The organism is Vibrio variabilis (genome assembly GCF_003263785.1).
Classification (GTDB): Bacteria; Pseudomonadota; Gammaproteobacteria; order Enterobacterales; family Vibrionaceae; genus Vibrio; species Vibrio variabilis.
Genome location: NZ_JYJK01000047.1, coordinates 22,004 through 48,521 on the forward strand (window position 1 = coordinate 22,004; position 26,518 = coordinate 48,521).

General features: G+C 48.6%; 17 protein-coding genes and 7 pseudogenes. 6 read left to right on the forward strand and 18 right to left on the reverse strand.

Annotation, left to right across the window (positions count from 1 at the left end):
• Positions 1-588: a Fe-S biogenesis protein NfuA gene (nfuA, locus tag TZ48_RS06740; protein WP_112478664.1), complete on the reverse strand. Its 588-nt coding sequence runs from the start codon at positions 586-588 to the stop codon at positions 1-3.
• Between the two features lie 115 nt (positions 589-703).
• The gene (locus TZ48_RS06745) at positions 704-1,240 is read right to left on the reverse strand and encodes a ComF family protein (RefSeq protein ID WP_239670725.1); all 537 of its coding nucleotides are present in this window, start codon (positions 1,238-1,240) and stop codon (positions 704-706) included.
• A gap of 226 nt (positions 1,241-1,466) precedes the next feature.
• On the opposite strand from TZ48_RS06745, the pseudogene bioH reads away from it, so the two are divergent.
• A pseudogene (gene bioH / locus TZ48_RS06750) lies at positions 1,467-2,237 on the forward strand (pimeloyl-ACP methyl ester esterase BioH).
• Between the two features lie 134 nt (positions 2,238-2,371).
• Complete coding sequence (locus TZ48_RS06755) at positions 2,372-2,821, forward strand: ATP-dependent Lon protease (RefSeq protein WP_112478666.1); 450 nt, start codon at positions 2,372-2,374, stop codon at positions 2,819-2,821.
• A gap of 60 nt (positions 2,822-2,881) precedes the next feature.
• On the opposite strand, the pseudogene TZ48_RS06760 reads toward TZ48_RS06755, so the two are convergent.
• Positions 2,882-5,202 (reverse strand): annotated as a pseudogene (locus tag TZ48_RS06760) (Tex family protein).
• Positions 5,203-5,502: 300 nt separating this feature from the next.
• On the opposite strand from TZ48_RS06760, the pseudogene TZ48_RS26280 reads away from it, so the two are divergent.
• Positions 5,503-7,389, forward strand: a pseudogene (locus TZ48_RS26280) (ATP-dependent zinc protease family protein).
• Between the two features lie 75 nt (positions 7,390-7,464).
• Here the strand turns inward: TZ48_RS26280 and TZ48_RS06770 are convergent.
• A pseudogene (locus TZ48_RS06770) lies at positions 7,465-8,623 on the reverse strand (CNNM domain-containing protein).
• Positions 8,624-8,942: 319 nt separating this feature from the next.
• Between TZ48_RS06770 and hupA the strand changes: the two are divergent.
• Together hupA and TZ48_RS06780 are read left to right on the forward strand one after the other, a co-directional pair.
• Entirely contained in the window at positions 8,943-9,215 is a 273-nt protein-coding gene (gene hupA, locus TZ48_RS06775) for a nucleoid-associated protein HU-alpha (RefSeq protein ID WP_042478600.1), read from the forward strand.
• A gap of 213 nt (positions 9,216-9,428) precedes the next feature.
• Positions 9,429-10,118 (forward strand): DUF1481 domain-containing protein, encoded by a 690-nt coding sequence (locus TZ48_RS06780; protein WP_112478667.1) that lies wholly within the window; start codon positions 9,429-9,431, stop codon positions 10,116-10,118.
• A 45-nt stretch (positions 10,119-10,163) separates the two neighbouring features.
• Here TZ48_RS06780 and TZ48_RS06785 read toward each other — a convergent pair whose 3' ends face one another.
• The 4 genes and pseudogenes from TZ48_RS06785 to TZ48_RS26285 all read right to left on the reverse strand — a co-directional run.
• Entirely contained in the window at positions 10,164-12,185 is a 2,022-nt protein-coding gene (locus TZ48_RS06785; RefSeq protein ID WP_112478668.1) for a metallophosphoesterase family protein, read from the reverse strand.
• 205 nt (positions 12,186-12,390) lie between these two features.
• The gene (gene purD / locus TZ48_RS06790; RefSeq protein ID WP_112478669.1) at positions 12,391-13,677 is read right to left on the reverse strand and encodes a phosphoribosylamine--glycine ligase; all 1,287 of its coding nucleotides are present in this window, start codon (positions 13,675-13,677) and stop codon (positions 12,391-12,393) included.
• A gap of 149 nt (positions 13,678-13,826) precedes the next feature.
• Positions 13,827-15,419: a bifunctional phosphoribosylaminoimidazolecarboxamide formyltransferase/IMP cyclohydrolase gene (gene purH, locus TZ48_RS06795; RefSeq protein WP_112478670.1), complete on the reverse strand. Its 1,593-nt coding sequence runs from the start codon at positions 15,417-15,419 to the stop codon at positions 13,827-13,829.
• 145 nt (positions 15,420-15,564) lie between these two features.
• Positions 15,565-15,678: pseudogene (locus TZ48_RS26285) on the reverse strand (phosphoribosylamine--glycine ligase); the annotation flags it as partial.
• A 31-nt stretch (positions 15,679-15,709) separates the two neighbouring features.
• Between TZ48_RS26285 and zntR the strand changes: the two are divergent.
• On the forward strand, positions 15,710-16,123 hold the full coding sequence (zntR, locus tag TZ48_RS06805) for a Zn(2+)-responsive transcriptional regulator (RefSeq protein ID WP_112478672.1): 414 nt from the start codon (positions 15,710-15,712) through the stop codon (positions 16,121-16,123).
• A gap of 53 nt (positions 16,124-16,176) precedes the next feature.
• Here zntR and TZ48_RS06810 read toward each other — a convergent pair whose 3' ends face one another.
• The 10 genes and pseudogenes from TZ48_RS06810 to TZ48_RS06855 form a co-directional block, all read right to left on the reverse strand.
• Positions 16,177-17,823, reverse strand: coding sequence for a methyl-accepting chemotaxis protein (locus TZ48_RS06810; RefSeq protein ID WP_112478673.1), 1,647 nt, complete (start codon positions 17,821-17,823; stop codon positions 16,177-16,179).
• A gap of 239 nt (positions 17,824-18,062) precedes the next feature.
• Positions 18,063-18,491 carry a VOC family protein gene (locus TZ48_RS06815; RefSeq protein WP_112478674.1) on the reverse strand — a complete coding sequence of 143 codons (429 nt, stop codon included), beginning with the start codon at positions 18,489-18,491 and terminating at the stop codon, positions 18,063-18,065.
• A 191-nt stretch (positions 18,492-18,682) separates the two neighbouring features.
• Complete coding sequence (fis, locus tag TZ48_RS06820) at positions 18,683-18,979, reverse strand: DNA-binding transcriptional regulator Fis (protein WP_042478607.1); 297 nt, start codon at positions 18,977-18,979, stop codon at positions 18,683-18,685.
• A gap of 23 nt (positions 18,980-19,002) precedes the next feature.
• On the reverse strand, positions 19,003-19,971 hold the full coding sequence (dusB, locus tag TZ48_RS06825) for a tRNA dihydrouridine synthase DusB (RefSeq protein ID WP_112478675.1): 969 nt from the start codon (positions 19,969-19,971) through the stop codon (positions 19,003-19,005).
• A gap of 200 nt (positions 19,972-20,171) precedes the next feature.
• A complete protein-coding gene (prmA, locus tag TZ48_RS06830; RefSeq protein ID WP_112478676.1) occupies positions 20,172-21,053 on the reverse strand; it encodes a 50S ribosomal protein L11 methyltransferase in 882 nt (293 codons plus the stop codon).
• Between the two features lie 104 nt (positions 21,054-21,157).
• Positions 21,158-22,501, reverse strand: coding sequence for an acetyl-CoA carboxylase biotin carboxylase subunit (gene accC, locus TZ48_RS06835; RefSeq protein ID WP_112478677.1), 1,344 nt, complete (start codon positions 22,499-22,501; stop codon positions 21,158-21,160).
• A gap of 14 nt (positions 22,502-22,515) precedes the next feature.
• Complete coding sequence (gene accB / locus TZ48_RS06840; protein WP_112478678.1) at positions 22,516-22,977, reverse strand: acetyl-CoA carboxylase biotin carboxyl carrier protein; 462 nt, start codon at positions 22,975-22,977, stop codon at positions 22,516-22,518.
• A gap of 59 nt (positions 22,978-23,036) precedes the next feature.
• A pseudogene (aroQ, locus tag TZ48_RS06845) lies at positions 23,037-23,485 on the reverse strand (type II 3-dehydroquinate dehydratase).
• A 277-nt stretch (positions 23,486-23,762) separates the two neighbouring features.
• Positions 23,763-25,711: pseudogene (gene acs / locus TZ48_RS06850) on the reverse strand (acetate--CoA ligase).
• Positions 25,712-25,886: 175 nt separating this feature from the next.
• Positions 25,887-26,513 (reverse strand): 3'-5' exonuclease, encoded by a 627-nt coding sequence (locus TZ48_RS06855; RefSeq protein WP_112478679.1) that lies wholly within the window; start codon positions 26,511-26,513, stop codon positions 25,887-25,889.
• Positions 26,514-26,518: the final 5 nt, after the last annotated feature.

The following is a 26,518-nucleotide window of genomic DNA, read 5'->3' on the forward strand; positions in this document are numbered from 1 at the left end:
CTAGTAGTAAGAATGCTCGCCGCGATCGTGTTCTGTCATATCTCTTACAGCGGTTAGCTCACCAGAGAACTCTTGAAGAAGCTGTTTCTCAATACCTTCTTTAAGGGTCACATCTACCATTGAACAACCGTTACAACCACCGCCGAATTGCACGATGGCAATACCTTCTTCAGTAATTTCCATCAAACTTACGTGACCACCGTGACCTGCAAGCTGTGGATTAACCTGAGTTTGGATTGCGTACTCAACACGCTCCATCAGTGGTGCATCATCGGCAACTTTGCGCATTTTTGCGTTTGGCGCTTTCAGGGTTAGCTGTGAACCCATTTTGTCGGTAACGAAGTCGATCTCTGCATCTTCTAGAAATGGTAGAGAGAGCTCATCAACATAGGCGGATAGTGCTTCGTACTTGAATTCGGTGTCGTTAGACTCAACCGCTTCTGGTGGGCAGTAAGACACGCCACACTCAGCGTTTTGAGTGCCTGGGTTAACGACAAAAACACGGATGTTCGTTCCCTCTGGCTGTTGAGCCAGCAGTTTAGCGAAGTGGCTTTGAGCACTTTCTGTAATAGTAATTGGATTTGACACGACGAATACCTGAGTAAGTTTGTAGGTTATTACCCCATTCTACTCCTGTCACGAGTAGATGCCAAAAAATTTTGCACATCCTCTGCGCAATCTGGCTGACAACCCAGCAGTGGGCTTACTTTGGGGTACGGCATAAACAATAAATATCGATTTTTTCTACGTTCACTTCAAGTAATAATTCACTCAGATGCCGAACGGTTGCACCGGTTGTGACCACATCATCAATAATGGCGACGTGTTTTGACGTGGGTCTTTGTTGGAGCGAGAACGCTTGGCGGACATTCTCCATTCTTTGTTGCCGATTGAGGCTTTTTTGAGTCGCGGTTTGGCGGTGCTTGCGAAAAATGCTGTCGGCGGTTTTTACCTCTGGCAAATGCTGCGCGAGTTGCAACATTATGAGTTCACTAAGGTTAAAGCCACGTTTTAATTCGACATGAAGCTGCGTCGGAACACAAATCAGCAGTGGTGCGGGCTCACTGATACGCTTGGCGAGCAATTTACTCAGCGGTGGCAATAACCAAGGTTCCTTATGTTGTTTTATACGTTGGATAAAAGACGACAGTGGTGGCCGATAATCGCCAAGACAAGTCAGCGTTTGCCATGGGAGTGGTGTGGTGAGGCATGCACCGCAGATCTCGGCGGTGTTGTCCATAGTCAGGCCACAGCGCGCGCAGCGATGGCGCTCAAAGTTAAATAATGGCTGGCAGTGCTCACACCAAAGATTGTGGCCAAGGGAGCGGTCAATCGTAAAGCCGCAGACATGACATTGTTTTGGTAGCCGAGATAAAAATCGCATTGGTCTGAGTTGACGTGTAAAGGAATCCTATTAGCATGGGACAATTCGAAGCAGAAAAAGAACCAAATCAGTAGGAGAGCGTGTGAGCAGTTCGGCAAAAGTACATTGGCAGGTGGAAGGGCAAGGACCTGATTTGGTGCTAGTGCATGGTTGGGGCATGAATGGTGCGGTATGGTCTGCGTGCGTGAGTGAGCTGGCTGAGCATTTTACGGTGCACACGGTGGATTTACCTGGTTATGGCTACAGTCACCAGATTGGCTATGATTCTTTGACACAGCTGGTGGATGCATTGCTAGTAGAGGCGCCAGAACGTGCTATTTGGCTTGGTTGGTCACTAGGTGGGTTAATTGCGACACACATTGCTCATGAGTATCCAGCGCGTGTCAGCCAATTGGTTACCCTGGCGAGCTCACCAAAAATTTTCCCAAGGAGAGGGCTGGCGCGGGATTAAGCAAGACGTACTCGCCGCGTTTATGGTGCAGCTCAGTGATAATTTTACGGTAACGATAGAGCGTTTTATGGCGCTGCAAGCATGGGCAGTCCGAGCGCACGTCAAGATATTAAGCTGCTCAAACAAGCGGTGCTTTCTAGACCGATGCCTTGCCCTAACGCATTGATGCTCGGCTTGCAGTGGTTAGATAAGCTCGACTATCGCAGTGAGCTTGCTGCACTAACCATGCCTGTGCATCGCTGGTATGGGCGCTTAGACGGTTTGGTACCGGTGCGAGTCGCTAGTTTGTTAGATAAACAGACGGGCGCTCATCAAAGTCATATTTTTGCCGCCTCTTCCCACGCTCCCTTTATTACTGAAACGGCTGAATTTATCGCTCGGGTTCGTGAGTTAGGTCGCTAATTTTTGCGGTTTTTTTGCACAAATAGGTAAAGGTTGGCACTGTTTTTCCGATAATCTAATAGATAGATTGCTCGTCGGTCTAGGTTAGTTGTTGAGGTTTGGCGAAAATCACTCACAGCAGAGGAGCGTGACCTATGATAGTGTCGCCCAACAGTGTTAGTGCCCCAGTTATCGCTCCGTCGGTCAATCCACAAACCGAGCAGGCGGCGCGTGATAACAAAGTACGTGAACCTATCGTGCCTACGGTTGAGCTGGCAAGGACGAATGCTGAGCGCCGAATTAATGAGGAAGAAAAACGCCGTAAACGTTCGGCATGGGATCCTGCGGAGCATCCAGACTATGATGCTGAAGAAGTGTCTCCTGAACGTGAAGATCCGATTGAGCGCCTGTTTTATTTGTTGTCATTGAGCAGCTACAGCCAGTCTCAAGGTAAGGGATATGCGATGCGTTTTCGCCTGCCTGCCAAAGTGCTTCAAGAGGCGTTGATGGCCGGAAAAATGGCCAAGCGCCGTACGGTGATTCGCTATCATTATGGACACTCGGTGGCGCCGAATACGCCCTCGGACATTATTGCGGTTGGATGATGCTGACTATTGGAAAGCAAAAAGAGCACTCAAGGTGCTCTTTTTGCTTTTTGGGGCTGGTTATTTTTTCGCTTTAGCGAAAGCAGCTGCGAAGGCACCGCCCATCGCACTGTTGCCCGCCTCCTGGCGATTCGAACGTTGACGCTGAGCGCCACGCTGATTATCTCGGGCAGGTTTACTTGAACGAGCAGGGCGGTTATCTGCACCAGGTTCATCGTTAAGGCGCATTGACAAACCAATACGCTTACGGCCTGCATCTACTTCCATGACTTTCACTTTAACGATATCACCGGCTTTCACCACTTCACGCGGATCAGCGACAAACTTGTCCGTTAGCGCAGAGATGTGCACTAAACCATCTTGGTGAACACCGATATCCACAAACGCACCGAAGTTAGCCACATTTGAAACGACACCTTCGAGAACCATGCCTGGCTCAAGATCGTTGATGGTGTTGACGCCTTCAGCGAAGGTGGCGGTTTTAAACTCAGGACGAGGATCTCGGCCTGGTTTATCTAGCTCTCGGATGATGTCGGTGACCGTTGGTAGACCGAAGGTCTCGTCCGTGTAATCAACCGCATTGATGGTGCGAAGGAAGTTGCTGTCACCGATGATAGATTTCATTGCGCGACCGGTTTTCTCCGCAATGGATTTGACTACAGGGTAAGCTTCTGGGTGCACGGCGGATGCATCGATTGGGTTTTTACCATCCATGATGCGAAGGAAGCCAGCACACTGTTCAAACGCCTTAGGACCAAGTCGCGCCACTTTTTTAAGTGTGGTACGAGCTTCGAAGCGACCGTTTTCATCACGGTAGTCGACAATGTTTTGTGCCAGTGTAGAAGATAAACCCGCTACACGGGTGAGTAGCGCAGCAGAAGCGGTGTTTACATCAACGCCGACAGCGTTTACACAATCTTCCACAACCGCATCTAGACGTTTAGCGAGCATGGTCTGGCTGACATCATGCTGATACTGACCTACACCGATGGACTTAGGTCGATCTTCACCAGCTCCGCTAGTGGGTCTTGCAAACGTCTTGCAATAGAAACCGCACCGCGCAGCGATACGTCCATATTCGGGAACTCTTTTGCTGCCAGCTCAGATGCTGAATATACTGAAGCACCTGCTTCACTGACGATGATCTTCTGCACTTTCAAGTTGCCACGCTTAATGACATCGGCTGCAAAACTGTCTGTTTCGCGCGACGCCGTACCATTACCGATGGCAATCAGATCGACGTTAAACTGGCGAACCAGCTTGTCTACCACATGAGCGGCTTTGTCGTATTGTTTTTGAGGTGCGTGTGGATAGATGGTGTCGGTTGCGAGCACTTTACCCGTCGCATCAACAACGGCGACTTTACAACCGGTGCGCAAACCTGGGTCAAGGCCAAGTGTGGCTTTTGGACCCGCGGGCGCGGCCATCAACAGATCTTTCAAGTTAGTGGCAAATACCGTAATCGCGTCCACTTCCGAGCGCTCTTTGAGTGCACCCATGAGTTCCGTTTCCATGTGCATGGAAACTTTAATGCGCCATGCCCAACTGATCACTTGCTTGCGCCATGCATCTGCAGGCGCTTGGCTAAGATGAATGCCATAGTGCTCAGCAATCAGGGTCTCGCAGTAGGACTCACGAGCGTTTTCATCGTTGGCTGGGTCGGCGTTAACCGACAGCTGCAAGAAGCCTTCATTGCGGCCACGAAGCATCGCCAGCGCGCGGTGAGACGGCACTTTGCTCATCGCTTCATCGTGTTCAAAGTAGTCTTTGAACTTTTCACCTTCTTGCTCTTTGCCTGTCACAACGCGTGAGCGCAGTTCCGCATGGCGATTTAGATATTGGCGCACTTTCTCGAGTAGGTCGGCATCTTCTGCGATGCGTTCCATAATGATGGCACGTGCGCCATCCAAAGCGGCTTTGCTATCGGCAATGCCTTTTTCACTGTCGATGTAACTCGACGCAGCACTTTCAGGTTCATTGTTTGGATCTGTCCATAGCAAGTCGGCTAGAGGCTCAAGGCCGGCCTCGATAGCAATTTGACCTTTGGTGCGACGCTTTGGTTTGTATGGTAGGTACAGATCTTCAAGACGAGTTTTGTTGTCCGCATTCTCAATCTCACTGCGCAGCTCTGCGGTCAGCTTGCCCTGATCGTCGATGGATTTCAGAATCGTCTGACGTCGGTCGTCCAATTCACGCAGGTAACTTAGACGGGAGTCTAGGGTGCGAAGTTGGGTGTCATCCAGCCCCCCAGTGACCTCTTTTCGATAGCGAGCGATAAATGGAACTGTGTTACCGTCATCAATAAGGGTAACGGCGGCTTCAACTTGCTTGTGACTGACGTTCAGCTCTTTAGCAATCAGTTGACAGATAGCTTGGCTCATCCGTGTATTCTCTTTTTTGTTGTGTGGGGAGTGCGCGGGCACTCCTAGATATCCATAGGATATAAGGGCATCAGCGGTGATTTGCAATTCCTTGGTCATTTTTCTGCGCCACGTTTTTGATATGTGTTTTTGCTATCGGGAAAGGTGAAACCAAACGAGGAATTGCTAATTAATTGATAATCGCGTGGATATTCCGTTGATTTTCTGTAAAGTTTAAAGGAGTCGGTAAACGAAGTGATTCGACCGTTGTCTTAGGAACTCATGCGTATTTAGAGCCAGTCGATGAATGGATGTATTAAAATGAAAACTACAGCAACTAAGTTGGCGTTAATTCTTGCCACAATGACAAGCGGGTGGGCTTTGGCTGCACCAGATCTTTCTACTACCCAAGCGCCGGTTCTCTCTATTGAGGATAAGATTGTCCTTGGACGCGTTGAAAGTGTTTACTACCAAGATATTGAAGCGCTCGAAGGCATACCATTTGTCGGCAAAATCGATACGGGCGCTGATACTACCTCAATGCACGCTGAAGACATTAAGGTCATCAGTAACAACCCTAAATACCAGGGCCTCAGTGACGAGAAGCTGATGCAAACCATCGTCGATGAGTACGGTGGCTCAGCGAGTGACTGGTGGCTGGAAGAATTCGATAACGACGAGCGCAACTTCCAAGGTGTCGTCAGCTTCACTTTGCGCCACCCTTATACCGGAGAAAAAATAGAAATGGAGCGCCCATTGACGCGCACCAGCGTCATTCGAAGCCGCACTAGCTCGACGCCTATCTACCGCCCGGTTGTCACTCTGCCTATGACCATTGCGGGCAAAACTGTCGACACGGAAGTGAACCTTACCGACCGAAGCGGCTTTAGCGCCCCAATCTTGATCGGTAAAACCTTTCTAGCCAACAACGCTTGGGTCATGGCTGGGTACGACTACCTGCAAGAGCAGAAAGATGCCCAAGTGATTGGTCGCCGTGAATCTGGCTCGGTAGCGGATGTGCCGGTAGATGTCAGCATCTCTTTGTCGAACAATTACAGCATTCTCAATGCGCAAAACATTGAAGTAGACAAAAAGCCAATTCAGTAAGTTTCGATTTGGTCGGCAAGGAAGGCGCACAGAAACGTGTGACGTATCCGCTCGTGAAAATGCTCTCAGTGTCTAGCAACGAGTACCCTATGATCTTTGTGCCATTTAAAGGTGGTAAAGACTTTGAGGGTACGATTCAGGTTTACCTAAAAGATCGCTCGAAGCAGAGCACTCAGCTTCGCCTAGGTCTGAATACGCTTAACAAAAACTTTATCGTTGATACCGGCGCTAAAGGAAAGCTTGAGAAGAAAAAGCAGAGCTTTGCCGCTCGTATGAAAGACAAGCCGCTGGTGGTCTCACCAACGGAAAGCTTGATCCTCGATGGTGTTCAGCTTGATGCCAAACCGTCATTTGCGGTGAGCACGCCACTTCTGAAAGTCAGCAGTTTCGAAATCATTGAAGCTAAGGGACGCGATAAAGTGGAGTACTACTTGTCGAGTGACTTGGGCAATGAAGAGAAGATCCGCAAAACCATTTTACGCCGCATCAAAGTGGGCGATACGGTAAGGCCAGTGGTCGATGGTGAGTTCATCGTTGGTGATCGCACCGTGACGGTGGAGTTTGCGCTTGAAGCCTCGATAGTGATGAAGCGATAAGCCATACTTTATCATCGGTAAGAAAGCCACGAAGGCCGGCGTACTGGTGAACACTCGCAGTGAGAACCTACTCGATGCTTACCCTGTGTTCACGGCAGGTCATATTGAAAATGCCACGGTGGAAGGGCTCTCTTTCCCAGTGAAACTGGATACCGGTGCTGATGTAAGCTCGATGAACGCGACCAACATCAAGCAGTTTGAAAAAGACGGCAAGAAGATGGTGACTTTCACCTACAGCAACGACATGGGAATGAAGCAAGAGTTTACCCGTGAAGTGGTGGATGTGATGCGCATTCGTGCTAAGGCTGGAGAAGAGGCGAATGTTCGCCCTGTAGTGAACATGCGCGTGAAACTTGGTGATGTTGAGAAAACAGTACGTGTGAACCTGCAAGACCGCTCTCGCTTCCACTACAGCATGATTCTCGGTAAGAACTTCCTGAAGTATGGCGTTGTGGTCAGTAGTGATGAGAACTTCCTACTGGGCAACGAGATAGGCAGTCACTAACGACAGCTACTGGATAAAAAAATGGCCGCGAACTTCGCGGCCATTTTATTTTGAGTGCTTGTTGATATTGAGTACTTAAGACTCTTTCTTATCCTGAGGATTGGATTCGTCTTTCGTCTCTTCTGCGTCTTGTGGCGTCTCCGCTTGAGGCTCAGACTTCTCAACTGGCGCTTCTTCGTCATCATCGTCTGTGTTATCAACGATGCTGTGCTTTTCTTTCCAGTTTTCCCAGCGCTGATAAGCCAACTCTTGCATGTCGGTGGTTTTGTCCGCCTCATCGACAATCTCTTGCCCTAACAAGTGCTCGAAGATGTCTTCCAGAGTGATGATGCCTTGGATGGTGCCGTATTCGTCGACAATCATCGCAATTTGCAGGCGTGCTGCCATCATCTGTTCAAACGCTTTTGGCAACATGATGGTGTTAAACAATACCTGGATTGGGCGCATCACCGAACCCAGTTGCTTTTCGCCGCTGCCTTGCTGTTGAAGCTTAAACAGCTCCAAGCGGTGCACAAAGCCGAGAATGTTGTCTTTCTGCTGGCTATACACCAATGGGCGTGAGAACGGCGTCTCTTTGTGCTCAGTCAAAAACTCATTGATGGTCATCTCAGCTGGTACACGGAACACCACTGGACGAGGCGTCATGACTTGCGTCACTGGGATGTCTTGAATGTTCAAAATGTTATTCAAGATGTTCGATTCGCCTTCCGCGAACTCGCCGCTTTCTTTCGCTAGCATTGCCATTGCTGATAGCTCATCACGCATTTTCGGTGTTTCATGGCCGCGCGCTAGGCGTTTTAGTGATTTGCTCTGAGAACCACACAAATGGCGTCAGTGCCCACACCATCCAGCGTAGGATAGTCGCTGAAACCGGAGCCAGTTGACGCCAGTAGGTTGCACCGATGGTTTTCGGGACAATTTCTGACAGCACCAAAATACCCAGCGTCAGTACTGCTGAGAATACGCCTAGCCATTGGCTACCGAACACTTTTGCAGCTTGTGCACCGGCACTTGCCGCACCAATAGTGTGAGCGATGGTGTTTAGGGTCAAAATAGACGCCAAAGGTCTATCTAACTCGGCTTTGAGCTTAGATAGCCTTTCTGCCGCTGGGTGCCCTTGCTGTCTTAGCTGTGCAAGATAGCTTGGGGTAATGCTCAGAAGTACCGCCTCTAATACCGAACAGATAAAAGAGACACCAATAGCAACAGCGACATAAACCGTTAAGAGAAACATTCATTTCCTAGTAAGTGCACACATCAACCTAACTTTGCTGCAAAAATGAGCCTGTGCATTGTTGGTGAGTGCTTAAAAAACAGGTGCGACGAACCGATTTATCAGGCTTATCAGTAGAGTCGCAGAGCATTTATGGGACTTTATGCAATAAATTACAAGGTTTCAAACCCAATCTTAGCGTAACAAATTGTGAGTTATTGCTCATAAAACGGTTAAATCTACGTCATAAGCGATAAAGAAGCGCGACAAACCTTTGCCAGATGGGGGCTTTATGATTTAGAGTGGGCTTTAACTCGATAACATGAAGAAGGGAAACCTAATGAACAAGACCCAATTAATCGATTTTATCGCTGAAAAAGCTGACCTATCTAAAGCACAAGCTAAAGCAGCGCTAGAAGCGACGCTTTCAGGCGTATCTGAAGCGCTAACTGAAGGTGACCAAGTTCAACTAATTGGTTTTGGTACGTTCAAAGTAAACCACCGCGCAGCTCGTACTGGTCGTAACCCAAAGACTGGTGATGAGATCCAAATCGCTGCTGCTAACGTTCCAGCATTCGTAGCTGGTAAAGCACTGAAAGACGCAGTGAAATAATTTCTACAGCACCGATGTTTACATCGGTGCTGTTCTCTCCATCTCATTCTTCCTTTGGATTGATTGCTAAGCGTGTTTTAGATCAGCGCGATTACCTATCTGTCTCCTCACTTTAAGCTTCATTTAACTGAACGCGACGCACCATTTGCTGTCTTAACTGTGTCACTCGGTGTTATTCGTTTAGTGCGCGTTCAATAGAGGTGCCTCGCAACTATGAAAAGAATACTGTTGGTTTCGCTTCTTGCAGCTAGCTTGCTTGGCTGTTCGTCTTCGCCTTCTCCGAGTATCAATCAATTTTCAGACTACACCGGTGGTCAGACACTGGGTGATGCAACCAGTTTTTATTGGTATACCGAAAAACTCACTCGTCCTTATAGCGCTGCTGATTACGTCAACATGAATGACTACGGTTGGTATCAATCCAACTATCGCTGGAGTGGTGACACGCTGAGAGAGTTTGTGCGCGAAGGTGTACAAAATGACTTGGAAACGGGCGCTGTGACTTACCGCATCCACGTACGATTTAACAAAGAGGGTGAGGCGATTTATCAGCAGTACCGCCGGAATGGTAAAGTGCTGCCGGTGAAAAAAGCCCAGCTTGAAAATTACCAACGTGAAGCTTCGCTGTTAGTTGAACGAGTAAAAGAGCAAGACAGTGATGGTTTAGAGCTGGTTCAAGGCCACTGGGATGGCGAGACGCTGGAGACTTGCAGTGGTATTGAATTTAATGACATTAAGTTTGAGGAAAGCCTGCCGAGTTTTGTAGTCAAGCGTTTGGCTGAAGTCGAGAGTTATGTGGCTTTTCTAGGTAGCACTCGGCTGACCGGAGCAAGAGTAGAGCAGTTGCTGATGCTCGCAGATGGTTCGAAAGATTGCATACCAAAACCAGAACTGATTCAGTGATAATAAAAAAGAGGCTCTTTGAGCCTCTTTTTTAATGCTTAGCGGTTATGGTATTAAGGCTAGTTGGGTGTCTTTGTTGAGCATTACCCACCAGCGACTGCCATATTGACTATCGTAACCAACCACAGGGGCATCGCCACAAGCAGCAGGGCGTTGTGGTGGTGTTTCGATGTAGCTCTCATCCCATGGCCCCTCGACAACGCATTCTCTTGTGGTTAGTGGTTGCCATTTATCTTCACGGTAGTGTGCCAATTGAGCATTGTTGTGATTGAGAGATGTGTTGGTGGTGAACTCTAACCCGAAAGTATCCGCAATGTTTTTATCGACATCCCACATTTGGGTTGCTGTGCTTGGTAAGTTAGTGACGGGTGCTTTCGATGTCCCATCGGGTTGCGATTTAGCTAGACCAGAGTCAGTCTTTAAGTTTTTAGCAGCACCATACGCACCTTGATAAGTTCCACCATGTACCTGCATACCACTGATGATCACCATATCGCTGAGTGTATCTTTGGTTTTTTCTAGCCAGCTCACCGTAACGTGCTCTTTCATATCTATCGTCGTTTCGTTGACGACCACACTACCCGTTTCGGCGCCAGTATCATCGGTTTTCTTGTCACCTTTGACCACTCGCTCCGCTGCGTTTAGGTTCGGATCCCAAGCCTTGTTTTCCACATACATAAACTGGTGTGCCAGTCGCATCATGTCATTCATGGTTTCAGCACGTGACTTACCGGCAGTGTAATCCATACTGCGCGTTTTCGAGTCGATACGGTTAAAGGTGTTGTTGGTGCCACCGACCAATTGAACGGTCGAACCATCCTTAGCTACGCAGTGATTAGTGTAGTATTTAACAAGGTGATTTAGCACCGGACGCTGTCCTTCCGGGATAGAGTTAGGATAGATGATCGATTCACACCGATTCAGTCCGCGAGTGAACTGATCCATCAACTGCCACTGAATTGAACCGTCGGCCAGTTCCTTCTCGCCATCTTCATTGCGGGAAATGGTATGTGGGGCTGAATATGCACGATAGTCGACTCGGTCACCTTTGAAGGTCAGCATTGGGGCATTAACATCAAAGTGGCTGGAGCCATTCTTATTGGTATCGACTTTATGTTGGATGATGTCCTGAATTTTCTCTCGCTCGCCATAGCGATATTCGTACCCCTTGTACGAAGCGTTCCCAGTAATGATTTGGGTATAGCTTGGCATTCTGTAGTTACCGCCAGAGGGGGTAGACCCGAGTGTGCTGTTATCGGTATCGCCCTCTAGCTGAGCTTGCACGTTCGAGCCGTAGCGTCGGGCGTGGACTTGTGAGCGTTGGTATTGGTGATCATGACCTTGAACCCAAATGACATCGTGTTTCGCAAACAGCTCTTTAATGTCTTGGTGAATGTCGAATAGCAGATCCTTGCCCTTCTCACCCTCAACAATCTCTTCTCTAATTAGGCCGTACTTCGCACCAACAAGTCCGTTGTGGCTAGCTATGACAACATGCTCGAATTGACCTTCATTGGTTTCAATTACCTCGGTTATCCAATCGAAAGCGACAGGCAAATTATTGTATGCCAAAGCAATGACTAGCACGTTGTTGCGCTTTACGTAGTAGTTGAGCCACTCAGAGCCGGGCATGTGGATCGCATCTTCTGGGATGAAATGACGCATGTTTTCGATCCACTCTACCGTGTAGGCATAGCTTGTCTCATGATTTCCCATCAAAGGAATAAACTCTATCCCGGCTTCTCTGTATTTCTCGGCGACGCCAGTCCATTGCTCCCATTCTTTTGTGGAACCGTTATCAGTCAAGTCGCCCACAGCAATGACCATATTGGCACCTTCGGCTTGGTGCTTTTTTAGTACCGCTTCCATTGGATGAATGGCGACATTGTAGCCACCACCTTGGGTGTCAGGGAGAAGACCAATTTTTAGCTCGGGCGCTGTCATGTGTGGTGGATCGATCACAGGTTTGGGTTGAGTGGTTTGAGAGGAAGAGGACTTTTCGCAACCTGTTGTCAGAGATAAAGCAAGGGCAATACTGACCGCACAAAGAGATTTGAGGTGATACATAGAGAATTCCTAAAGTTAAATGCGCGGATACTTTAGGGATACACAATTAAGGTTCGGAGGCAGTTTTATTGCGAGGAAATGAAGCTTTGGTTATGGTGTTATGACATTAAGCTAATGATAAATAAAAGCTATATTTTTATTTTTAAGTGCCATTGAAATAGATAAGGGTGCCGAATGGCACCCTTATCAAACTAAGCAAAACGCGTTACTTTTGCTCGCGTGCAATCGCACGGTAGCCGATGTCGTTGCGGTGGAACATGCCGTCCCAGCTGATCTTCTTAGTCAGCTCATACGCGCGCGCTTGCGCTTCAGAGACTGTGTTGCCTAGGGCTGTCGCACAGAGTACGCGACCGCCGTTAGTTACAACATTGCCGTCTTTGTCTGCGGTGCCTGCGTGGAATACTTTCTCGCCTTCCACTTCTGTTGTTGGTAGGCCAGAGATAACATCACCCTTGTTGTAAGACGCTGGGTAACCACCAGCCGCTAGAACGATACCGATAGACGCGCGTGGATCCCACTTAGACTCAACTTGGTCTAGCTTCTTGTCGATCGCAGCTTGGCAAAGCTCAACCATGTCTGATTGCATACGCATCATGATAGGTTGTGTTTCTGGGTCGCCAAAGCGGCAGTTGTATTCGATGACTTTAGGCGTGCCGTCTTTGTCGATCATCAGACCCGCGTATAGGAAACCTGTGTATGGGTTACCTTCTGAAGCCATGCCGCGCACCGTTGGATAGATAACTTCTTCCATGATGCGGTTGTGAATTTCTTGCGTCACAACTGGAGCCGGAGAGTAAGCGCCCATGCCGCCAGTGTTAGGACCTGTGTCCTTATCACCCACACGTTTGTGGTCTTGGCTGGTTGCCATTGGCAAAACGTTTTCGCCATCAACCATCACGATAAAACTTGCTTCTTCGCCGTCTAGGAACTCTTCGATAACCACACGGCTGCCAGCATCACCAAATGCGTTGCCAGCTAGCATGTCTTTGATGGCGTCTTCCGCTTCTTCTAGCGTCATCGCAACGATCACACCTTTACCAGCGGCAAGACCGTCAGCCTTAACTACGATCGGAGCACCTTGCTCACGAACGTAAGCCAGTGCAGGCTCGATTTCAGTGAAGTTCGCGTAAGCGCCAGTTGGGATAGCGTGACGCGCTAGAAAGTCTTTGGTGAATGCTTTTGAGCCTTCAAGCTGAGCAGCAGCTTGAGTAGGACCAAAGATCGCTAGACCTGCATCGGTGAATGCATCAACTACACCAATCACAAGCGGTGCTTCTGGACCCACAATCGTTAGCTCGATGCTCTTCTCTTTTGCAAACGCCACCAGACCTTGAATGTCTTCAACGTCAATCGCAACGTTTTCTAGCTTAGGTTCAAGCGCAGTACCTGCGTTACCTGGTGCCACGAAAACCGTTTCAACATTTGGATTCTGAGCTACTTTCCAACCCAGAGCGTGCTCACGACCACCAGCACCAATAATTAGAACGTTCATTTAATAATCCTTTCAAAATTTGGATTACTCTAAGCAGTTGGTGTTGTAGCAAGGCAGTGCTTGAATTCATCCCCGGGAGCATAGCTCAGCTATGTGACCGGGGTGAATGAAAGCGCTAACGCGGCTACAGCGCCAAATGCGACGAGTAATTAGTGACGGAAGTGGCGCATGCCTGTGAATATCATCGCCATGCCATGCTCATCAGCCGCTGCGATAACTTCGTCATCACGCATAGAGCCACCTGGTTGGATAACGCACTTAATGCCAGCTTCTGCAGCAGCGTCAATGCCATCACGGAACGGGAAGAACGCATCTGACGCCATTACGCAGCCTTCAACCTGCAGACCTTCGTCAGCAGCTTTGATGCCAGCGATTTTTGCAGAGTACACGCGGCTCATTTGACCTGCGCCTACACCAATAGTCATGTCGCCTTTTGAGTAAACGATCGCGTTTGATTTAACGTACTTAGCGACTTTCCAGCAGAATAGCGCATCTTTCAGCTCTTCTTCTGTTGGCTGACGCTTAGAAACCACTTTAAGGTCATCAAGCGATACCATACCTTGGTCGCGGTCTTGAACCAGAAGACCACCGTTAACGCGCTTAACGTCAAAGCCCGTTGTCTTCGTTGTCCACTCGCCACACTCTAGTAGGCGAACGTTCTTCTTAGCCGCAACCACTTCTACTGCTTCCGCAGAAACAGAAGGTGCGATAATCACTTCAACGAACTGACGCTCAACAATCGCTTTCGCTGTTTCTGCATCTAGCTCTTGGTTGAATGCGATGATGCCGCCAAACGCTGACGTTGGGTCAGTTTTGTAAGCGCGGTCATACGCTTCAAGGATGTCTTTACCTAGCGCAACACCACATGGGTTAGCGTGCTTAACGATAACGCAAGCTGGTTCTGCAAACTCTTTCACACACTCAAGCGCTGCGTCAGTGTCGGCGATGTTGTTGTAAGACAGAGCTTTACCTTGGATCTGGCGAGCAGTAGACACAGAAGCTTCTTCTGGGTTTGCTTCTACGTAGAACGCCGCATCTTGGTGACTGTTTTCACCGTAGCGCATGTCTTGCTTCTTCACGAACTGTTGGTTAAACGTGCGTGGGAATTTAGACTCCGCATCGCCTTCCTTGTTCTCACCGTAAGATGGAACCATGGTGCCGAAGTAGTTCGCGATCATGCCGTCGTAAGATGCCGTGTGCTCGAATGCTGCAATAGCGAGGTCGAAACGTGTCTCTAGAGTAAGAGATTTGTCGTTTGCGTCCATTTCAGCAATAACGCGGTCGTAGTCGTGTGCATTAACAACGATAGTCACGTCTTTGTGGTTTTTCGCTGCAGAGCGAACCATAGTTGGACCACCGATATCGATGTTTTCAACGGCGTCTTCTAGTGTGCAGCCTTCTTTTGCTACCGTTGCAGCAAATGGGTATAGGTTAACCACAACCATATCGATTGGGTTGATGCCGTGAGTTGCCATCACTTCGTCATCTTGACCGCGACGACCTAGCACACCACCGTGTACTTTCGGGTGTAGCGTCTTAACACGACCATCCATCATCTCTGGGAAGCCAGTGTAGTCAGATACTTCAGTTACTGCGATGCCTTGCTCAGCAAGAAGGCGAGCAGTACCACCAGTAGAAAGGATATCAACACCGCGTTGTGCTAGTGCTTGTGCGAACTCAACGATACCAGTTTTGTCAGATACGCTGATTAAAGCGCGGCGAATTGGACGAGCGTTACTCATGCTTCTGTTTCCTCAAAGTCACAGATTGTGTTGCTGTGTACAGGCAAACGATGGGTTTGGCCTGCGGATTTAAAGATAGTTGCCAAATAGGACGAGGTCTTTCATGATTGAGGCGACCCAGTCGTCTGTTGGGCAAATACCCTTGGATTTTTATCACCGGGGTGGCGATGGCGCGTATTCTAACCAATCTATTACAAAAAAGCTCGCGCAATCGTTTGGCATAGGCAAAAAAAGTGCAAAAAAGGCTGTTAAAGAACACTTTTGTAACAAAGAGGTTAATTTAAACGGTTATGTTTCAAATAGGTGAGTTAGCAAAACGCTGCAAGGTGACGTCAGATACGTTGCGTTTTTATGAAAAGAACCAATTGATTGCGCCTGTTGGCCGCAGTGAGGCGGGGTACCGTCTTTACAATGAAGAGAGTCAAAGGCAAGTTCGTTTTATTCTTAAGGCGAAAGAGGTGGGTCTGAGCTTAGATGAAATCAAAGAGCTGCTCGGAATCAAGCTTGAGGCCACCGAGCACAGTTGCTCTGAAGTAAAGGCCATTACGTCTAGTAAGCTTGAACTTATTGATGACAAAATCGTGGAGCTTACCAGAATCCGTGCCGCGCTTAAGAAGATCAATGATGCCTGCTGTGGACATGACCATGACGCGAGTCATTGCTCAATACTTGCGGCGTTAGAAGTCGCAGATGAAAAGTCGTGATGAAAAGAAAAGAAGATAAGGGAGGCATTGCCTCCCTTGTTACGGAGTGCGGCTTACGATTGCACTTTAAATGCCCCCACACCGACACTTAATGTGTTTCCATTCTCCATCAACTGCTCACTGGCTTCGGCAAGCTTTTTCGCTTCATTGGCCGACTCGCTGCCATGATCAGCAATTTGCGTCAGGTTCTGGCTGATTTCATCGGTTGCCAAGGTTTGCTGCGAACTCGCTGCGGCAATTAACTCATTGAGAGACGCAATGTTGCTCACGCGTTGTTCGATTTGCTGCAGTGCTTGCTTGGCCTCTTCCGTGTGTTCAATGGTTGCTGCGGATTGCTGTTGAGTCAACGTCATGGATTGACTCACCTCCGCCGCTTGGCTTTGCAGCTTTTGAATGATCTGCTCAATTTCATCGGTACTGCTTTGAGTTCGAGTCGCAAGTGTTCTTACTTCGTCCGCGACCACGGCAAATCCGCGCCCTTGTTCGCCCGCTCGAGCGGCTTCAATCGCGGCGTTCAGTGCCAATAAGTTAGTTTGCTCAGCGACGCCACGAATAACCTCAAGCACAGAGCCTACTTCCTGCGTTTCTGTTGCTAGCATCTGAATGTTTTGCTCAGTTTCAGTGAGCTGCGTTGATAATGCCTGCATATGTGAGGTGGCAAGCTCAATCACTTCACCGCCGTGTTGACCTTGCGAGCTCGCTTCCTGAGCGGCCTCTGCAGCCTGCTGTGCGGAATTCGCCACTTCTTGGTTGCTGGCATGCAGCTCATTCATCGCAGAGGCAACCGTGTCAACCGCTTGCTGCTGTTGCTGCGATTGAGCTGCGCCTTGTTGCGCCACAGTATTGAGCGCGACGGCAGCTTGAGTAATATCTTCAGTGACTGGCTTGATATCACGAATGATGCTTTCCAGCTTGTGGGTGAATCGATTGAACGCTTTGGCAATATGGCTTAGCTCATCGCTTCCAGTTTCGGGTAGGGTCTGCGACAAATCGCCATCGCCACTGGCAATGTCGTCCAATGCTGCCAATGTATCTCGACACGGTTTGACGATGCTGCGGCCAATGAAATAGGCAATCACCAACATGACAGCTAAGGCAGCGACAACACTCATCAATACTTTTTTAACTGCTTGCCAAGTGAGTGCATTCACATCATCGACATAAACGCCAGAGCCAATTACCCAGCCCCATGGCTTAAACAGTTTGATGTAGGAGACTTTCTCGACGGGAGACTCAGATCCCGGCTTTGGCCACATATAATGCACTAAGCCTGACTGCTGCTGTTTGGCGAGGGTAACCATGTCGACAAACAGCTTCTTCCCGTTAGGGTCAGCAATTTGGCTAAGATTTTGTCCATTGAGAGCAGGCTTCATTGGGTGCATGACCATGGTGGGAGTGAGATCGTTGATCCAGAAGTAATCATTGGCATCATAGCGAAGACTTTGCACGGCACTGGCTGCCGCAGTCTTAGCTTGCTCCAGGCTTATCTCTCCCTTGATGTGCTGCTGGTGGTAGTGCTCCACTAAGGTATAAGCGGTTTGTACTAAGTGTTGGGTTTTATTCTGTTTGTTGGTCATTAATGACTGCTGATAATCGAGCAGTGCCAAAATGAGTGGAATAATTAGAGCAACGGAAACGAGTCCGATGAGCAGAAACAGTCGATGTTGAATCGAAATGCGGCGCAGAAGCGGTGTAGTCATAGCAAGAATTCCTTTCTTGAAAAAAGAGTGCATCACCTTTGGTCATTCGGCATGCTGATTGTTGTTATAGCTATACCCTATGCCATGTTCTGCTCTGACTCTATGCCACTATCGTCTAATTATTAAGCGGGTCACAAAGCTGGGTTTGAGCCCAGCTTTGCAATTGTGGGTGTGGTTGCTTATGGGTAGAACGACTTTAAGCAACCCTAGTTCTTTTTGGCGTTCACTCAAATCGGAAGCTATAACTGATAGTCATTGCGCTCCCTAGCGAGTTCAGAGAAGTATTCGACAAACTCAAACTGGACATGATGCTTGTCTTGAAAATAGGCACTCTGGCGATGAGGGTGTTCGCCGCCCATGTGATCCAGCGGGTAACCGGCGGCCTCAAGTCGTGAAATAGTCTTTTTTACATCGTCGACAACAATGCCAATATGTTTAACCCCGACCCAAGGCTGCTGCCATGTTCTTGCCTCTCCTTCACCGCCATCTTGGATGGTGATGTAACTCTCTTCTGTTCCAACATGATACCAGCGCATCGGTTTACCAAACCAATCATCGGTTCGACCTTCTCCTCGTATTGACCAGTCGGGTAGTGCTGCCAAAAGCAGCCCAACAGTGTGCTCGGCATCAATTACGGTAATATTGGCGTGTTCTACGTAGCTTTTCATAACGTCTCCTTGTTTGTGTTCGATAAAAAACGGTAGATGACGTTAACGATAAATCCTCAAGTTAAGTTGAGGTCAACAGGAAATTTAACATCAGTGGTTAGCGAAGGTTTGAGTGAGCTTCGGACAAAGAAAAAGGGCCTGAAGCGTGTGCTTCAGGCCCTTTAATCTCAAATACGTTCGCTAAAGGCGAATTAGTTCATGCCGTATTTCTTAAGCTTCTTACGAAGAGTACCGCGGTTGATACCCATCATAGTTGCTGCGCGAGTTTGGTTACCGCGAGTGTACTGCATGATGGTGTCTAGTAGCGGCTGTTCAACTTCCGCTAGAACTAGTTCATACAATTCAGTGACGTCTTGACCATTTAATTGAGCAAGGTAGTTCTTTAGAGACGCTTTTACAGAGTCACGTAGTGGCTTCTGAGTGATTTGGTCTGAAGATGTTACTGTAGTAACTGTCAATGGTTCTGAAGTCAAATTTTGTTCGAACATAATCGGTTTAGCTCTTCTCGTAATTATGATGCAACGTTGTCAAAATAACCTTGCAATGCGTCGAGCTGTTCATTTGCAGCATCAATCGCGTTGAAGGTACGGCGGAACTCACTCGCCTGTTCATGTTCTTTTAGGTACCAGCCAACATGCTTACGCGCGATGCGTGGACCTAAAAACTCACCATAAAACTGGTGAAGCGCTTGAACATGACCAAGCAAGATACCCTGCACATCCGAAGTCGGGCGCTCAGGCATCAGTGTGCCGTTTTCCAAGTAGTGTTGGATTTCCTCGAAAATCCATGGCCGTCCTTGGGCCGGACGTCCAATCATCAAAGCGTCTGCACCGGTGTAATCCAGTACATATTTCGCTTTCTCTGGGCTATCGATATCACCGTTAGCGATAACCGGTATAGAGACAGCTTCTTTTACCGCTTTGATGCTGTCGTATTCTGCCTCGCCTTTGTACATGCAGGTACGAGTTCGACCATGAAGGGCGAGCGCCTGTATGCCGCAGTCTTCGGCTAGTTTTGCAATTTGGACACAGTTTTTATTGTCTGTATCCCAACCTGTACGGGTTTTTAATGTCACAGGGACATCGACGGCATCGACGACGGTACGCAGGATATCTTCGATGATATCTGGGTACTTTAGTAGTGCAGAACCCGCCAGTTTCTTATTCACTTTTTTAGCAGGGCAGCCCATATTGATGTCGATGATTTGCGCACCGTTTTCAACACTGAACTGTGCCGCTTCCGCCATAAGCGTTGGATCGGCACCTGCTATTTGCACGGAACGAATACCAGATTCACCCTCGTGCACCATGCGCTGCTGTGACTTGGCTGTTTTCCACAGTTTCGGGTTTGAGGACATCATTTCACTGACGGCCATACCGGCACCGTAACGAAGGCACAACTCGCGGAACGGTCTATCGGTAACACCCGCCATGGGTGCGACAATGAGGTTGTTCTTAAGTTGGTATTGTCCGATTTTCAAAACATCGCCACAGGTTTACACAAGCAAGGGCGCGCATTTTACGCATTTTTTCGGTGCGTGAAAAGACTAATATTTGAGCATTTACAATTTGTTTCTGCAAATTGTCGCATTTTCAGGCGCTTAGTCTTAAAACTATTCCTTTTAGAGCAAAAATAGCGGTGTTTTAGTCCTTTAAAACACCGCTATTTAAACGAGAATGGTTATTTTTTGCCCGAGATTCGACACCACTCGTTCAACTCAACGATAGGGTCAATGCTCATTTCATCGCGGTAGTAGTTAGCAACGTCTTCTGCTTGGGTATCTAGCACGCCAGACATGGCGAGTTCACCACCCGGCTTAACGAGCCCTTTGATGATGCCTGACAGGTCACGAAGGGGACCCGCAAGAATGTTAGCGACCACGACGTCGGCAATCAGATCTTCAGGTTGATCCTGTGGCAGGAATAGCTCTAACTGGTCTGCTACACCATTGCGCTGCGCGTTGTCTTTTGACGCTACGAGTGCCTGAGGATCAATGTCGATCCCGATGACTTTTGCCGCGCCCAGTTTGATCGCCGCAATGGCTAGGATCCCTGAACCACAGCCAAAGTCGATAACTGTTTTTCCAGCAAGATCTAATGACTCTAGCCACTCAAGACATAGAGCTGTGGTTGGGTGAGTACCGGTACCGAATGCTAGACCTGGGTCAAGCATCACGTTCACGGCATCTGGCTCTGGCACATCGCGCCAGCTTGGGCAGATCCACAAACGTTCACCAAACTTCATTGGGTGGAAGTTTTCCATCCACTCACGTTCCCAGTCCTTGTCTTCTAGCTGCTCGACTTTGTGCGCGAAACCTTCCGGTAGCATATTGCTGCCTTTAATGGTCTCAACTACCCACTTAGTGTCTGCTTCGGCATCATATAGTGCGACGATATCGGTATCGCCCCATAAACGCGTCTCACCAGGCAGCGGCTCAAATACAGGCGTGTCGTGTGCATCGAGGAAGGTGACAGACAATGCGCCCGTTTCTTCCATCAGCATGTCGCCGATTTGCTCTGCATTTTCATTGGTCGCGTTGAGTTTAATTTGAATCCAAGGCATAAGTTGGGTCCTAGCAAGGTGAATTTTGCGCAGAGTGTAGCAGATTCACTGACACTCGGCATAAAAAAACCCGCCGTGGCGGGTTTTTATCAAGAGGGAAGCAATTAGCTCATGCCAAGCTTCTTCTCTAGGTAATGAATGTTAGCACCGCCGTGTTGGAAGTTCTCATCATTCATGATTGATTCTTGTAGAGGAATGTTGGTCTTGATGCCTTCAATAAACATCTCACCTAGAGCATTCTTCATGCGAGCAATCGCGACATCGCGGTTCTCACCGAACGTGATCAGCTTGCCGACCATTGAATCGTAGTGCGGTGGTACTGTGTAGCCTGTGTAGATGTGCGATTCCCAACGAACGCCCATACCGCCTGGCGCGTGGAAGCGCGTGATGGTACCTGGACATGGTAGGAAGCGCTCAGGATCTTCCGCGTTAATACGACATTCAATCGCATGACCACGCAGTTTTATGTCATCTTGAGTGAACGACAGCGGTTGCCCCGCTGCTACGCGTAGCTGCTCTTTGATTAGGTCAACGCCAGTCACCATCTCTGTTACTGGGTGCTCTACCTGAATACGCGTGTTCATTTCGATAAAGTAGAACTCGCCGTTTTCGTATAGGAATTCAAACGTACCTGCGCCGCGGTAACCGATCTCGATACATGCACGAGTACAACGTTCACCGATGTACTTACGCATCTCTTCAGTGATGCCCGGTGCCGGTGCTTCCTCGACAACCTTTTGGTGACGACGCTGCATTGAACAGTCACGTTCGCCAAGGTGGATAGCGCCGCCTTGACCGTCTGCGATAACCTGAACTTCAACGTGACGAGGGTTTTCTAGGAATTTCTCCATGTAAACCATGTCGTTGTTGAAGGCAGCTTTTGCTTCTGCGCGAGTCATAGCAATGGATTCGACCAGCTCACCTTCACTGCGAACCACACGCATACCACGACCACCGCCACCACCAGAGGCTTTGATGATCACTGGGTAGCCAATGCGCTTAGCGTGCGCTTTGTTCTTCGCTTCATCGTTGTCAAGTGGGCCGTCAGAGCCAGGTACACATGGTACGCCCGCTTTCTTCATTGCTGTGATAGCCGATACTTTGTCGCCCATCATGCGAATCGTGTCCGCTTTTGGACCGATGAAGATGAATCCAGAACGCTCAACTTGCTCAGCAAAATCGGCATTCTCAGATAAGAAACCGTAACCTGGGTGGATCGCCACAGCACCTGTTACTTCAGCGGCTGAGATGATGCGTGGGATGTTTAGGTAGCTGTCGATACCACGTGCTGGACCAATACAGATGGCTTCATCAGCAAGCAATACGTGTTTAAGATCGCGGTCCGCTGTTGAGTGAACAGCGACCGTCTTGATACCTAATTCTTTACAAGCGCGCAAAATACGAAGTGCAATCTCACCTCGGTTTGCGATAACGACTTTATCTAACATAGTCAAAGCCCCGCTTATTCGATAATAACTAGCGGTTGATCGAATTCTACAGCTTGACCATCTTCAACTAGGATAGCGGTAACAACGCCAGACTTGTCTGCTTCAATCTGGTTCATCATTTTCATTGCTTCAACGATACAGATAGTGTCGCCAGCGTTGACTGATTGGCCAACTTCAACAAATGGCTTTGAGTCAGGGCTTGGCGCACGGTAGAAGCTACCTACCATTGGAGAAAGAACTTGGTGACCAGCTGGTACTGCAGGTGCTGCTTCTTCAGCTGCAACAGGTGTCGCAGCTGGAGCTGCTGCAGGCGCAGCTACTGGAGCAGGCGCTGCTGCGTATTGAACAGGAGCTGGTGCAGCAACAGGACCGCTGCGGCTGATGCGTACTGACTCTTCACCTTCAGAAATTTCTAGCTCAGCGATGCCAGACTCTTCAACCAGTTCAATTAGCTTCTTAATTTTACGAATATCCATGTTTCTTTCTCTTCGTCTTGTGAGTAAGACGGCTTTGCATTAAGCCGTAGAGTATTTGGTTAGTTTGCTTTTAGTGCCTTGATGGCTGCTGAAAGCGCAAATTCATAGCCTTGTGAACCTAATCCGCAAATCACCCCTTGCGCCACATCGGACAGATAAGAGTGATGACGGAAGGCCTCTCTGGCATGAACGTTTGATAAGTGCACTTCGATAAACGGGATTGAGACACCCAGCAATGCATCACGCAATGCCACACTGGTATGAGTAAACGCTGCTGGGTTGATGATGATAAAATCGGTATTCCCAAATGCCGCGTGTATGGCCTCAATCAGTTCATATTCACGATTAGATTGAAGGTGGGACAGCTCGATGTCGCTTCTGCCGCTTGCTTTTCTAAGTTATCAACAATTTGTGAGAGTGTTTCACTGCCGTAATGTCCCGGCTCTCTGACACCTAAAAGGTTAAGATTTGGGCCATTTAAAACTAGAATTCGAGACTTTGCTGTCATATTGTCGCCATCTTCGGTTAACGTGAAATAAACGAGGTTTATCCCAAGTTTACATAAAAATAGGAGCTGCTGAGAAGCTCATTAAGCTCGTATTTTTAAAAATTGACCAAGATTATAGCTAATTCACAACATTTAGCAGCAATTTACTGGTCTAATCACCTGTAGTCTGGCAGAAAATTTGCAGCACAGAGCACATTTTGACAGGCTGCTGAAAAAACCTGAAACAAAAAAGCCGCCCAATTGAGGGCGGCTTGTTATCAAGTTGTCAAAACAGTCATTAAGCCAGTTCGGCTTTTTCGGCAATGAGCTTGTCGACCACGCTTGGGTCTGCCAGTGTGGATGTGTCACCTAGGTTGCTGGTGTCACCTGTTGCGATCTTACGTAGGATACGACGCATGATTTTGCCTGAGCGGGTCTTAGGCAATGCATCGGTCCAGTGCAGCACGTCTGGTGTTGCGATAGGGCCGATTTCTTTACGAACCCAGTCTTTCACTTCTTTGTGCAGCTCTGCAGATGGGAACTCACCATCGTTTAGTGTGATGTAGCATAGATAGCCTGACCCTTAATGTCGTGCGGGATACCGACGATGGCCGCTTCTGCAATCTTATCGAAGGCAACTAATGCCGACTCAATCTCAGCGGTACCCATACGGTGACCAGAGACGTTAAGCACGTCATCAACACGACCTGTGATCCAGTAGTAGCCATCTTCATCACGGCGTGCGCCGTCGCCAGTAAAGTACATGCCTTTAAAGGTAGAGAAATAAGTCTGCTCAAAGCGCTCATGGTCACCATAAACGGTGCGCATTTGCCCTGGCCAAGAGTCAAGAATGACGAGGTTACCTTCGGTCGCACCATCGACAATGTTGCCCATGTTATCGACCAATGCCGGTTGTACACCGAAGAATGGGCGAGTTGCCGAACCTGGTTTGAGCTCTGTGGCTCCCGGAAGTGGAGTAATCAAGATGCCGCCTGTTTCTGTCTGCCACCAGGTGTCGACGATAGGTGATTGCTCATTACCGATAGTTTTGTAATACCATTCCCAAGCTTCTGGGTTGATAGGTTCGCCAACTGAGCCCATGATGCGCAGGCTGTCGCGAGTTGTGCCTTTCACCGCTTCGTCGCCCTTCGCCATTAACGCGCGGATGGCCGTCGGTGCAGTGTAAAGAATATTCACTTGGTGCTTATCGACCACTTCGCTCATGCGGCTCGTATTTGGGTAGTTTGGCACGCCTTCAAATAAGATGGTTTTAGCGCCATTGGCAAGCGGCCCGTAGATGAGATAAGTGTGGCCAGTGATCCAACCTACATCCGCAGTACACCAGAAGGTTTCCCCTGGTTGGTAATCAAACACGTACTTAAAGGTCATGGTCGCATAAACCAGGTATCCGCCGGTGGTGTGCATTACGCCTTTAGGTTTACCTGTAGAGCCTGATGTATAAAGGATGAATAGTGGATCTTCCGCGTTCATCTCTTCTGGTGGGCATACTTCAGAGGCATTGGCTGTCGCTTCATGCCACCACACATCACGATGTTCATGCCAAGCCACATCGCCACCCGTGCGCTTGAGCACCATGACTTTAGAGATGGTTTTCACTTCTGGGTTAGTCAGTGCTTCATCGACATTCTTTTTCAGCGGTACTGCACGGCCGCCGCGAACGCCTTCATCTGCAGTGATAACGACCTTAGCGTCGGAATCGATAATACGACCAGACAGTGCTTCAGGAGAGAAACCGCCAAATACCACAGTATGTACCGCACCAATGCGGGTACACGCGAGCATGGCCACTGCCGCTTCTGGCACCATTGGCATGTAAAGACAAACCACATCGCCTTTGTTTACGCCTTGAGCCTTAAGCGCATTGGAGAACTTACACACTTCTTTGTGCAGTTCGTTAAAGGTTAGCGTCTTGTCGTCTGCTGGATCATCGCCTTCCCAAATGATAGCAACATCGTCGCCACGCTCTGCCAGATGGCGATCAATACAGTTGGCTGAGACGTTTAGGGTGCCATCTTCAAACCAGCGAATGTCGACGTGGCCAGTATCAAAAGAAGTTTGCTTGACCTTAGTGAATGGTTTAATCCAGTCAACGATTTTGCCGTGTTCGCCCCAGAATCCTTCTGGGTCTGAAACAGACTGTTGATACATGGATAGATAAGTGTCGTTATCCGCGTGGGTGTTAGTTTTAATGTTTTCTTTTACCGGATAGACATGAACTTCACTCATTGCTTCTCTCCTTTGAATTGAGCTTAGCGGGCTAGGGCTGAACTAGATCGTGTATTAACTCTCGACTAGTTCGCTGCAATGAGCAATTAGACTTTAGGCGTACTGAATAAAAATCGAACTAAATTAGTGGCTTAGGTTGGTGTGTAATGAGATCTTGGTCGCAGTTCTGGCGATTTTAGTTCTGAGGTCTAAATGGTGGCAATGTGCCACGGGTCAGTTTCAGGTACACCATGGCGGCTGCTTTCGCATCTTCTAATGCGTCGTGTTTGTGATAATTGGGGATCTGTAAATGACGGCAGATGGCTTCTAGGCTCAAGTCAAAATAGCCATTGGGCAATTGTTTTAGAAGTTGATCGTTGTAAATCTGACTGACCTCGACCAAGGCGTTTGGCAATGGGAACCCCAAGTGCTTTTTACACGCACGATCAAGGATCTTTTTATCGTAACGGATGTGGTAGCCAACGAGCGGGCGATTACCAATAAACTGTAGCAGCGCCTTGATCGCTTGCTTCTCGCTAATGCCGTGCTTGAGATCGTCATGGCGAATATGGTGAATTTTGATGGAATCCTCATCGAGGGTCTTTGGTGCGGACAGGCGCACTTCAAATGGGGCGCTGGTAATAATGCGATTGTCGATGATTTTTGTTGCCGCAATGGTAACAATGTCGGCCACGTTCGGGTCGAGGCTGGTGGTCTCACAATCGAGTGAGACAAACTCATCGGGATCGGGCTTGGTGAACAAACCTTGGTAAGGCGTGCCTTTTGTCCGGTAGCGCCAAAAGGCTCTGGTGACAATATTCATGTTTC

Bases quoted from the DNA above. Each gene is read 5' to 3' on its own strand.
- zntR (WP_112478672.1), top strand. From the start codon at position 15,710: ATGTTTCAAATAGGTGAGTTAGCAAAACGCTGCAAGGTGACGTCAGAT.
- hupA (WP_042478600.1), top strand. From the start codon at position 8,943: ATGAACAAGACCCAATTAATCGATTTTATCGCTGAAAAAGCTGACCTA.
- TZ48_RS06815 (WP_112478674.1), bottom strand. From the start codon at position 18,491: ATGAAAAGCTACGTAGAACACGCCAATATTACCGTAATTGATGCCGAG.
- purD (WP_112478669.1), bottom strand. From the start codon at position 13,677: ATGAACGTTCTAATTATTGGTGCTGGTGGTCGTGAGCACGCTCTGGGT.
- TZ48_RS06780 (WP_112478667.1), top strand. From the start codon at position 9,429: ATGAAAAGAATACTGTTGGTTTCGCTTCTTGCAGCTAGCTTGCTTGGC.
- accB (WP_112478678.1), bottom strand. From the start codon at position 22,977: ATGGATATTCGTAAAATTAAGAAGCTAATTGAACTGGTTGAAGAGTCT.
- purH (WP_112478670.1), bottom strand. From the start codon at position 15,419: ATGAGTAACGCTCGTCCAATTCGCCGCGCTTTAATCAGCGTATCTGAC.
- TZ48_RS06785 (WP_112478668.1), bottom strand. From the start codon at position 12,185: ATGTATCACCTCAAATCTCTTTGTGCGGTCAGTATTGCCCTTGCTTTA.
- accC (WP_112478677.1), bottom strand. From the start codon at position 22,501: ATGTTAGATAAAGTCGTTATCGCAAACCGAGGTGAGATTGCACTTCGT.
- prmA (WP_112478676.1), bottom strand. From the start codon at position 21,053: ATGCCTTGGATTCAAATTAAACTCAACGCGACCAATGAAAATGCAGAG.
- fis (WP_042478607.1), bottom strand. From the start codon at position 18,979: ATGTTCGAACAAAATTTGACTTCAGAACCATTGACAGTTACTACAGTA.
- TZ48_RS06745 (WP_239670725.1), bottom strand. From the start codon at position 1,240: ATGGACAACACCGCCGAGATCTGCGGTGCATGCCTCACCACACCACTC.
- TZ48_RS06755 (WP_112478666.1), top strand. From the start codon at position 2,372: ATGATAGTGTCGCCCAACAGTGTTAGTGCCCCAGTTATCGCTCCGTCG.
- TZ48_RS06855 (WP_112478679.1), bottom strand. From the start codon at position 26,513: ATGAATATTGTCACCAGAGCCTTTTGGCGCTACCGGACAAAAGGCACG.
- TZ48_RS06810 (WP_112478673.1), bottom strand. From the start codon at position 17,823: ATGACTACACCGCTTCTGCGCCGCATTTCGATTCAACATCGACTGTTT.